Origin of the sequence: Rheinheimera sp. (genome assembly GCF_020217005.1) — a bacterium.
GTDB lineage: Bacteria > Pseudomonadota > Gammaproteobacteria > Enterobacterales > Alteromonadaceae > Pararheinheimera.
The window spans coordinates 1-10,000 of the sequence record NZ_JAIWOI010000290.1; the positions used below are offsets into that span (position 1 = coordinate 1).

8 protein-coding genes are annotated in these 10,000 nt (G+C 46.6%); 2 read left to right on the forward strand and 6 right to left on the reverse strand.

The window, feature by feature from the left end; translation table 11 throughout:
* Both LDL40_RS14090 and LDL40_RS14095 read right to left on the reverse strand, forming a co-directional pair.
* Window positions 1-899 (reverse strand): amino acid aminotransferase (locus LDL40_RS14090; protein WP_300996030.1); only part of this gene is annotated, 899 nt, incomplete at its 3' end.
* A 52-nt stretch (window positions 900-951) separates the two neighbouring features.
* Entirely contained in the window at window positions 952-1,641 is a 690-nt protein-coding gene (locus tag LDL40_RS14095; RefSeq protein WP_300996031.1) for a GAF domain-containing protein, read from the reverse strand.
* 275 nt (window positions 1,642-1,916) lie between these two features.
* Between LDL40_RS14095 and LDL40_RS14100 the strand changes: the two genes are divergently transcribed.
* Both LDL40_RS14100 and LDL40_RS14105 read left to right on the forward strand, forming a co-directional pair.
* Window positions 1,917-2,312 carry a translation initiation factor gene (locus LDL40_RS14100; protein ID WP_300996032.1) on the forward strand — a complete coding sequence of 132 codons (396 nt, stop codon included), beginning with the start codon at window positions 1,917-1,919 and terminating at the stop codon, window positions 2,310-2,312.
* Window positions 2,313-2,339: 27 nt separating this feature from the next.
* Window positions 2,340-3,137 carry a response regulator gene (locus LDL40_RS14105; RefSeq protein WP_300996033.1) on the forward strand — a complete coding sequence of 266 codons (798 nt, stop codon included), beginning with the start codon at window positions 2,340-2,342 and terminating at the stop codon, window positions 3,135-3,137.
* Between the two features lie 61 nt (window positions 3,138-3,198).
* Here LDL40_RS14105 and LDL40_RS14110 read toward each other — a convergent pair whose 3' ends face one another.
* The 4 genes from LDL40_RS14110 to LDL40_RS14125 all read right to left on the reverse strand — a co-directional run.
* Window positions 3,199-4,872, reverse strand: a complete 1,674-nt coding sequence (locus LDL40_RS14110) for a M28 family metallopeptidase (RefSeq protein ID WP_300996035.1) — start codon at window positions 4,870-4,872, stop codon at window positions 3,199-3,201.
* Between the two features lie 42 nt (window positions 4,873-4,914).
* On the reverse strand, window positions 4,915-6,189 hold the full coding sequence (locus LDL40_RS14115) for an amidohydrolase family protein (protein ID WP_300996036.1): 1,275 nt from the start codon (window positions 6,187-6,189) through the stop codon (window positions 4,915-4,917).
* Between the two features lie 221 nt (window positions 6,190-6,410).
* Window positions 6,411-9,494 carry an amidohydrolase family protein gene (locus LDL40_RS14120; RefSeq protein ID WP_300996037.1) on the reverse strand — a complete coding sequence of 1,028 codons (3,084 nt, stop codon included), beginning with the start codon at window positions 9,492-9,494 and terminating at the stop codon, window positions 6,411-6,413.
* Between the two features lie 72 nt (window positions 9,495-9,566).
* Window positions 9,567-10,000 (reverse strand): EAL domain-containing protein (locus LDL40_RS14125; RefSeq protein ID WP_300996038.1); only part of this gene is annotated, 434 nt, incomplete at its 5' end.

The following is a 10,000-nucleotide window of genomic DNA, read 5'->3' on the forward strand; positions in this document are numbered from 1 at the left end:
TGACTATCCAGAATATGACTGACGATAATGGCGCCGTGAGCCGGAGGCATAGAATAAATACTACGCACTACGGCCAATAACACCGATTTAGCAATATCTGTAGTTTTGCTGTCGGCTGTCACTATGCTGACAGCACCGATACGCTCCCGGTACAAACCGAAATTTTTTGAGCAAGAGCTACATAAAATCAGTTCGTCGACCAGATCCGCAACATAACGTAAGCCCTGAGTGTCTTCATCCAGACCTAAACCAAAACCCTGATAGGCCATATCGACCAGCGGTGTAAAACCTTTTTCTTTGGCTAAATGAGCAAACTGCTTCCACTGCTCGAAGTTTAAATCCATACCGCTTGGGTTATGACAACAGGCATGCACCAGCACCACATCACCAGCAGGAACTTGCGCCAGTTCAGCCATCATAGCGTCAAATTTTAAACCTTTAGTTTCCCAGTCGTAATAAGCATATTCTTTTACTTTCAGTCCAGCGGCCTGAAACAAAGAAATATGGTTAGCCCAGGTAGGGTTAGTCACCCAGACTGTAGCATCCGGATTGGCTTTTTTAATAAATTCAGCAGCAACCCGCAAAGCTCCTGTACCACCTGGGGTATGAGCAGTGGTGACACGGCCAGATAACAGCACTTTATGCTGACCAAAAGCCAGTTTTTCGATATGGCTGTTAAAGGATAAGTCCCCAGCCATACCTATATAGGTTTTACTGTCTTCGTTTTGTAAACGCAGCGCTTCGGCTTTTTTCACACAGTCCAGCACAGCAGTATGACCCTGCTCGTCTTTGTAGACACCCACCCCAAGGTCAACTTTTAGTGGATTTGGATCTTCTTTATAAGCGGCCATTAAACCTAAAATTGGATCTATAGGGGTCGGCTGTAAGTGCGAAAACATAAATTTTACCTGTTAGTTTGCGGTGTTAGGAAATCAATTTGAACTCATCTTATCATGCAGGCAATAAGTCTGGCAGCACAAGACAAATCGCCACCAGGCGAACCAGCGCCTCTGTATGGTAGGCCTGACGTTTAAATGCCTCAGCGTCAATAATACCTGCCAGTTCACCTTTGTTGTTAAATAAAGGCAAACAAGCTTCGGATAATACTTTTGGATCACAGGTGTAATATTCGCCACCCGCTGTTAAATACGCAGTGACATCGTTAATGACTTTGGCTTTGCCAGTCAAACCTACAGTGCTGTTATTGCTAATTTGCGCAAATTCTGCGGTTAAAGGAAACTCAGCACGGGAAGCTGCGCCAAAATAGGCCAACTTCACTAATACGGTTTCGCCTTGTGGATTCTGGCGTTTTTGGTAAATACCAAACCAGTCACTGTCATTGCTTTGCTGATAATTGTGCACCACAGCTGTTAACTGACTCAAAGCCTGAGTTGTGGCTGAGTTTTGACCTAAAGTAGCAGCCAGATCATAAGGTTGTTCAGCCAATTGACCAAATAAAGAACAAGCACCGCCTTCGCCTAATTCAGGTACCTGATAACGCCAGGTGACCGCAGGCGCTGCGGCTGTAGCCAGTTGGCTTTTTAATGTTGTAACAGCCTGCTCTATCGCCGTTTCCTGTTCTTGTAGTAAGGCAGATAATCCTGACTGTTCCAGATATAAATTAATAGACACTTCAGCCATCCAGATTTCTAAAATTAGCGATAGTTTACCAGAAGCCTTTTATTTGCCAATGGCTTTTTTAGCCCTTTATTTTTCTTCATTAAACTAGTGCAATGGCAACAAGGTGGCAAAGCAACCAAATTCAGCGACTACCACCTGCCCACTGACTTCTGCAACGCACTGTGTAAAAGTTCAGACACCAACTAAAGCAGCTCTGGCTGCAGTGGGGATAACACTTGCTGTTTGGATAACTCTTGTTTATCGTGCGCTTTCTGACGACTTACACAGATTGTTTTATGAGTGGCAAAAAAATCTCCTTAGCCGACTGGCAACAACAATTGGGGCGGCCTGAAGCGGCTTCAGCGGCAGTGGGCGAAGATCTGGTCTACAGTACAAATTCAGGCCGGATTGACAAAGCTAAACCGCAAAAAGCTGTGACGCAAAGTTTTGCTGACGGCCATGCCAGGTTAAAACGTGAAACGAAAGGTCGCAATGGCAAAGCGGTGATCACTATCTCGGGTTTGGCTGAAAGCGCCGAAAAGCTGGCTGAAATCGCAGCTTTGTTAAAGAAAAAATGTGGTTGCGGTGGTTCGGTCAAGGATGGCGTGATTGAAATACAGGGCGATCAACGCGAACTGGTGCAGCAGGAGTTAACCAAACTGGGTTACAAACATAAATGGGCTGGTGGTTAACCAGCCCCCTGATCAAGTGAGTATCTGATGCAACAACTATCCCCTGCCGATTTATCTATTCTGCTGATTGAACCTTCTGAGGTTCAACGCAAAATCATTATCAAACAACTGGCCGAAGAGGGCTCTACCCAGGTCAGTACAGCAGATAGTATTGCTTCAGCCTTAGTGCAGCTAAAACAACATAAAGCCGATCTGGTGATCAGCAGTTTGTATTTTGAGCATGGCACTAGTCTGGAGCTATTAGCTCAGCTGAAAAACGATGCCGATTTAGCGGACGTGCCTTTTGTGCTTATTTCCTCTGAAACCAAAAAAGCCCAATTAGAGCAGTTTAAACAGTCAGGCGTAGTGGCTATTTTACCTAAACCTTTTAACTCAGTGCAGTTGGGTAAAGCCTTAAATGCAGCCATTGACTTACTCAGCCCGGCTGAGCTTGAGCTGAGTTTATTTGACGTGCACGATGTGCGGGTACTGGTAGTAGATGACAGCCGTCTGGCACGTAATCATATTAAAAGGGTATTACAGAATCTGGGGATCCAGCATTTAACCGAAGCCGAAGACGGTCAGCAAGCCATAGAACTATTAAAAAACAACATGTTTGATTTGGTAGTGACGGACTTTAATATGCCGGAAGTGAATGGTCAGGAACTGACTCAGTACATTCGCGAACACAGCCAGCAAAGCCATATTCCAGTCTTGATGGTCACCAGTGAAGCCAATGAATCTCACTTAGCCAACATTGCTCAGTCCGGTGTCAATGCACTTTGTGATAAACCTTTTGAACCAGAGACAGTACGGGCTTTACTAAGCCGTATTATGGAACATTAAATAACACTGGGACAGCTCACATTGGTTAAACCAAACTACTGTGAGCTGACCCCGATTTTATTTACTTCTGCGTGTTGTAATCTTTGCCAAAAATCTTGCCAAAGAAGCTGTCTTTTAACCAGAAAGGACGTTGTGGCTTGTTCGCTACTTCTTTGGTAATACCGTAGTTGATATCAGCGAATACTGCGCCGGCATCGTAACGGATAGCGCCAAAATCTGCTGTTAAACCCGCCTTGTCGTCTGTTGGTTTGTGGTAATGCTTAGCGAAAAACTTACCCCAGACTTCACCACCTTTTTGCTTTGGATCCTTGGACGTAAAACCAGTCATCAGGAATACGGAAGGTACACCTTTTTGCACTAAAGTGTAATGGTCTGAACGGGTGAAAATCGCTTGTTCCGGCATTGGATCCGGGCTCTGTTTAATACCTACAGCCGCAGCAGCCGTATCTACTGTGGCCCCCAGGCTGGAGTGGTTGGCACCAAAAGCGACTATATCCGCAAAAGGATACAACAAGACTGGCATATCTATGTTGACGTTAGCCACCAACTTGTCGATTGGACGTGTAGGGTTATGCGCAAAATAGTCCGCACCTAGCAGGCCTTTTTCCTCCCCCGTCACAGCCACAAATAATAAAGAACGTTTTGGTCGTTCGGCTTGCTGAGCAAACAAACGCGCCGTCTCCAACATAATGCTGACACCAGCGGCGTTATCCATCAAACCGTTGTTAATTTTGTCTTTGCTGCGCACATCGTTAGAAAAACCTATGTGATCAGAGTGAGCTGTGATAACCACATACTCGTCTTTTAATTTTGCATCTGAACCAGGTAAGACGGCAGCCACGTTTGGACTGCTGATGTCTTCTAAGGTAGATTCACGCTTTAAATGAACAGAACCTGCGAGCGCAAAACCTGTAGGGACTTTTTCTGCTGCAATATCAGCAAAAATATCGTCAAGAGAACGGCTGGCGCCTTGAAATAACACTTTAGCCGCATCAGGATGCAGATAAGCTGAACCAGTTAAGGATTCAAATTCGCCTTCAGCTTTGCCATCTTTATGTAACCAACGCATACGGGGGCTGCTCAGGTACATGATACTGTTGGCATAAGGCCGGACTTTTTCCTCAACAGGAGTATGCAGTGTGATTATACCCACAGCGCCACGTTCAGCTGCATTTTCAGCTTTTAAGCTCTGAATATGTGCTGCTTCTTCGCTGGGTAAGGATTTAGGACGGCCACTGAGCATCACCACAATTTTGCCTTTGACATCCAGATTGGCGTAATCATCCAGATTAAATTCTTTCGAAACCAGTCCATAACCGACAAACACCAAAGGCGCAGTGACATCCACTTTGGCATGTAAAGTACTGGGCCCAGTGAAAAACTGCTTTGGGTAATCAAAGTTTGTGGTTTTTCCATCTTTAGTCAGTGACATTTTAGCGCTGCTTTGCACCAATAAAGCTTTACGCATAGGCACAGACTGAAAATAGCCCTGCTCACCAGCAGGTTCTAGACCTAAAGCTGCCAATTGCGCAGCGATATAATTTGCTGCGATCTGATGGCCACGGCTGCCGGTATCCCGACCTTCCAGGCTATCGTCAGCTAAAAAGTTCATATGGGCTTCAATAGCTTTAACACTGGCTTTTGGTTGCTCAGCCACCACAGGAGCCGTGACTGTACTTTGACAGCCCGTCAGCACCAGCATGGCGGATAACGCACTGATTGACATCAGTTTCATAATAATTCCTTAAAAGTTCAGGGGCTTTCACCCCTGAATACATTAATGAGTTTTGGCTTGATAACGTTGCTGATATTTATCATGTAATTGTTTGTGCCTGCTGTTTAGGTCTACAGCACGCCCATCAATCCACATGTATCGCACCTTGTGTCCGAGATAATCAAAAATATCGCCATCAGACACAACTAAAGTGGCGGCTTTTCCCACCTCTATGCTGCCAATTTTATCAGCTACACCAGCAATAGCTGCGGCATCAAGTGTAACAGAACGTAACGCCTGCTCCGGACTCAAGCCATAGCTGATGGCCTGACCAGCAGCAAACACCACATTGCGGGTATCCCAGTAGCCATCCAAAGATAGCGCAAACTTCACCCCGGCTTTCGCAAGCTGGGCCGGTGTCTGGAAAGACTGGCTGGAGGCTTCATCAGCACGTTCAGGAATACCATAAGGTGAGGTATAAATAACGGAGACGTCCGCGGCTGCCAGTTGCGGCGCAATGCGCCAGGCATCACGGCCACCCACTACTGTCAACGCAAAACCATATCGCTGGGCAAACTTCATCGCCTGTTCTATCTGACGCTCGTCATTGGCATGCACAAAAACCGGCAATTCGCCTTTAAACACTGGGATCATGGCCTGCCAGCGTGAATCTACCGGCAGTTTGACACCTTTTCCTACAGCGTCAGCATAAGCTTTCGCCGTTTTAAAATAGCCTTCCAGTTCAGCCATAGCTTTTTGGCTGGCTTTGCGTATTTCTTCTGGTTTCTCTGGACGCCATGGGTTTGGCATCACATCGGCCCGCGGCCATTTGATATGCAAAGCCACTGAATCAACCACTGTGGCATCTGTCCAGTTCCAGGCGTCCAATTGCATCAAAGCGGATTGCCCCATCAGTAAAGCACCGTTTGGATACACCAAGCTATAACTAAAGCCATTGGCTCGAATCGTAGGTATTACCTCAGAGTCGGCGTTGTAAGCCACCACCGCTTTAACATCAGGATTGGTAGTAGTCACTTCAGTCGTGTCGTCTGTAGACCGCACCGCTTCAATTTCCGTTAAACCCAGTTGATTCGCCAAAGCGACCAACCCCGGATACAACTGTTTGCCTTGTAACGACAGCACTTGCGCACCAGCTGGTACAGCTAAATCTGCACCTATGGCACTGATTTTACCGTCCACCAGTAAGACGTCTGTGTCTTTTAATACGCCATTGGTGACCGTATGCACTGTGGCATCCTGCAACAGTATGGCTTGAGTTTGTTTAGGCGCAGGCACTATATCGTTGGCTTGAGCAGTCAAGCTCAGCGATGCAGTCACCAGTAAAAGCCCGTGAAAGCCAAAGTAATTGGAGTTGCAGCGAGGCGACAAATGATTGAGACCCCAGGAGCATAGTTGTGCTATGTGTCTATGGATTGAGGCGGATGCTCGACAAGGAGCAAAGTCAATCCGCTGAAATATGTGACTGGGGCGAGAGAGTGCAGTCAACAATGCTGCAGCTTCAAGTACGAAGGGTTTAGAATGTTTCATTGATGACTCCATTAGTGCTGGTGATCGAAGGCAAGAGACAACACATCATGGTTATCTTCACAGTGCCAAACCGGGTTATTGGCTTTGTAAGAACCGCCAGAACCAGCTTTATCGTCATCTGCAGACTGCAACACCTTTTGGATCAGTTGTTGTCTTTCGCTTTTCACCTGTTGCTGCAGTTGCTCGTCCATCGTCAGTTGATAGTAAGGCGCACCTTCAATCCAGGTTTGCTGAGCTCGGGCGTAGACAGACAACGGATGTGCAGACCATAGTACGAAGTCGGCTTGTTTACCTTCTTCCACTGAACCTACTTTAGAATCAATTTTCAGCTGCTTCGCAGGATTGATCGTCACCATATTCAGTGCTTGCTGTTCGTCCATACCACAGTAGACCATAGCTTTGGCCGCTTCCTGATTCAGACGGCGCTGTAAATCCGGACTGTCTGAATTGACGCTGACAAGGACCCCTTGTTGTTGCATCAAACAAACGTTGGTTGGGATTGCATCCTGCACTTCCATTTTATAAGCCCACCAGTCGGCAAAAGTTGAAGCGCTGGCGCCATGTGCTTTCATCTCGTCTGCAACTTTGTAGCCTTCCAGAATGTGAGTAAAAGTAGTGATATTGAAGCCCATCTCTTCAGCTAATTTGATAATCATCAGAATTTCAGAGGCCACATAAGAGTGAACATGGATAAAACGTTCTTTATCCAGAATCTCAACCAAAGCTTTTAAACGGTAGTCCAGTCGCGGCGGCGCTGTTTTACTCTGCTGTGAGCCAGATAAATCTTCGTACTCCGCCCACTGAGCTTTGTATTCTTTGGCAGCCTGGAACGCATCCCGGATAATAGTATCGACACCACTGCGGGTCTGCGGATAACGGCTGACAAAGTCTTCACCCCAGTTGGATTGTTTAACGTTTTCACCTAAAGCAAACTTGATGCTCTCTGGCGCACCTTTAAATTTCAACTGGTCCGACGTATCGCCCCAGCGCAGCTGAATAATTTGTGCCTGGCCACCAATGGGGTTAGCGCTGCCATGTAACAACTGGGCTGTGGTGGTACCGCCAGCTAAGCCACGATAGATATTGATATCGTCCGCATCCAGCACGTCACCGATCCGCACTTCTGAAGTCACCGCGTCTGAGCCTTCGTTCACGCCCTGGTCAATGGCAATATGTGAGTGCTCGTCGATAATACCTGCGGTCAGGTGCATGCCAGTGGCGTCAATCACTTTAAAGCCTGATGGGGTAGATAAATTTTTGCCAATTTTGACAAAGTTGCCATCTTCTACCAGCACATCAGTATTTTCTAACTTACCGGCTTTGGCTGAGGTCCAGACCGTAGCATTTTTAATATGCACATTTTGTTGTTTGGCTTTTTCAGTCACACCAAAAGCCCGGTTCGGAGTAGTCAGCTTTGACACCAGGACTGGTGTTTCAACGGCCTTTTTCGGTTCAGCTTTGGCAAGCAAAGGTTGCTGCAGACTACTGATAACCACTAAGTTACCTTCAGCTGTCACTAACTTGCCTTGCAAGGTTTTGCCCTGAAGTTCACCACTAAATTGCGCTATGCCGGAGCCTTGGCCCAGAGCTTTTAAATCCAGGACAAACTGCAGCTGATTTTTCTGTATTGTCAGGTGTTTTAGCTTGCTGGTTTTATCCCCAAGCTTCACCGAGCCTTCCACTGCACCTTTTTTTTCCGTCAGTTCTAAAGGCAAACTGATGCCATTCACAATCAAGGGATAAGTACCGGCAAAGGCTGGTAAATCCATAGCTTTAAATTGCTGTTGCTGACCACGAACCCAGGTCGCTACAATTTCACCATCAGCAAACAGATCACCTTTACTGACCACTAAATCAGCCTGATAACCTTCAGCAATTTTGCCAATCTGGTTATCCAGGCCTAACCATTTAGCAGGTTCTGTAGTTAAAGCAGCTAAAGCTTTTTGCTGACTCAAACCATAAGACATGGCTTTACGCAGGTTTGGCCAGAATTGCTCTGGTTTTTCCAGTTTGTGCAAAGTCAGGGCAAAAGGAACTTTGGCCTGTTCCAACACTGCCGCATTGGCAGGCGCTCTTTCCCAGTGCCTTAGCTGCGCCAGTTCTACATCCAGTTGGTCATTCAGTTGTTGCACCGCAGGAGCTGCAGGAAAAGCCAAAGGTAAAATAAGCGGGCGCCCCATGGCCTTCACTAGGTCAATACGGCTGTATTCATAACCTGAAGCAACCAAAGCAGCTTTATCCAAACCAAATTCTTTGAATATTTGATCAGCCCGTAACAGCGCCTGATCATCTGTAGCCTCAAACACCAGGCCCTGAGTTTTTAACTGGCCCAGTGCTGCCAAATCCGCATTAAACTCAATAGCCTGGTTATAAAAACGCCAGTCGCTTTTACCATAAGCCTGACTGTACCAGTTCGCATCAGCCAGAGTCTGACGTATCAGGGCTATGCTTCCCATTAAAGAAGAGGGGTAACTTTGCACCGATGTGCCTTTGCCAAAAGCCATAAATTGATTGGCCTGAGCTCGCATGACAGCTTCATTTGGTAAGCCAGGTAGCAAAGAGGTTACAAAAGCCTGGCCACGGAAAATACCGTCAAAGTGACCAGACTGAACTGTAGTAAAGCCCTGCTGCTGATAGCTTTTTGCTTGCTCAGCGTCTGGTTTGAATTCGCTGACCCACTGACGACGGGCATGGATAGCCGCATTACTGGCGTTTCCACCTTTGCGATCATTGCTGTAATTGGGTTTGCGGCCAAACTCAAAACCATTACCTTTTTCCGCTTTAGGCACGCCATACTGACTGTATAAATCTATAAAGCCCGGATAAATAAAATAGCCACTGGCGTCTATGGCCTGATAACCTGCCGGGATTTCTGCCTGAGTTTGTATTTTGTGTATTTTGCCGTGACTGATAAGGACTGTGGCTTTATCAAGACGCTTACCTGGTTCAGGTATCACTGTAGCGTTGGTTAGTGCATAAAATTGGGGAGACTTATCGCGGATCCCTTGTACCGGCGTGGTCTGGTCCGCCGAAGCAGCAGGCAATAGCGCGCAAAGCATTGCCGTACTGCACAAGGACAGTTTTAGTTTGATCATGGATCGTTCCTGGTTTTTTGGGGTATGGCCCTGCAAACTGCCTGAGTAACAAGGCTTACTGACAACAGCAGATTACAGTGAAGCTTCCCCTGTTAATAATGGTTGATAACTCAGGTTATATAAGTCCTGCTCTGCTCTTGGCATGCTGAAGTAATAACCCTGGACCAGGTAGCAAGCATTGTTTTTCAAGAATTCTATCTGTTCTATGCTTTCGACCCCTTCCGCCACCACGCGCAGATTCATCTTTTGCGCCATTGCGATAATGGCTGCAACTATGTCCATATCGTTGGTGTCATCCGGAATGTCTTTGACAAAAGAACGGTCTATTTTCAGCTCGTCTACCGGGAATCGCTTTAAATAACTCAGCGATGAATAGCCTGTACCAAAGTCGTCAATAGATAAAGTGACCCCCAGCCCTTTTAACTCATTTAACTGGGCAATAGCCGCATCAGTATCTCCCATTAACATAGATTCGGTAATTTCGAAAATCAGTTTATCTGGCTGAG

Coding starts and splice junctions, on each gene's coding strand:
- LDL40_RS14120 (WP_300996037.1), bottom strand. CDS start 9,494: ATGATCAAACTAAAACTGTCCTTGTGCAGTACGGCAATGCTTTGCGCG.
- LDL40_RS14110 (WP_300996035.1), bottom strand. CDS start 4,872: ATGAAACTGATGTCAATCAGTGCGTTATCCGCCATGCTGGTGCTGACG.
- LDL40_RS14095 (WP_300996031.1), bottom strand. CDS start 1,641: ATGGCTGAAGTGTCTATTAATTTATATCTGGAACAGTCAGGATTATCT.
- LDL40_RS14100 (WP_300996032.1), top strand. CDS start 1,917: ATGAGTGGCAAAAAAATCTCCTTAGCCGACTGGCAACAACAATTGGGG.
- LDL40_RS14105 (WP_300996033.1), top strand. CDS start 2,340: ATGCAACAACTATCCCCTGCCGATTTATCTATTCTGCTGATTGAACCT.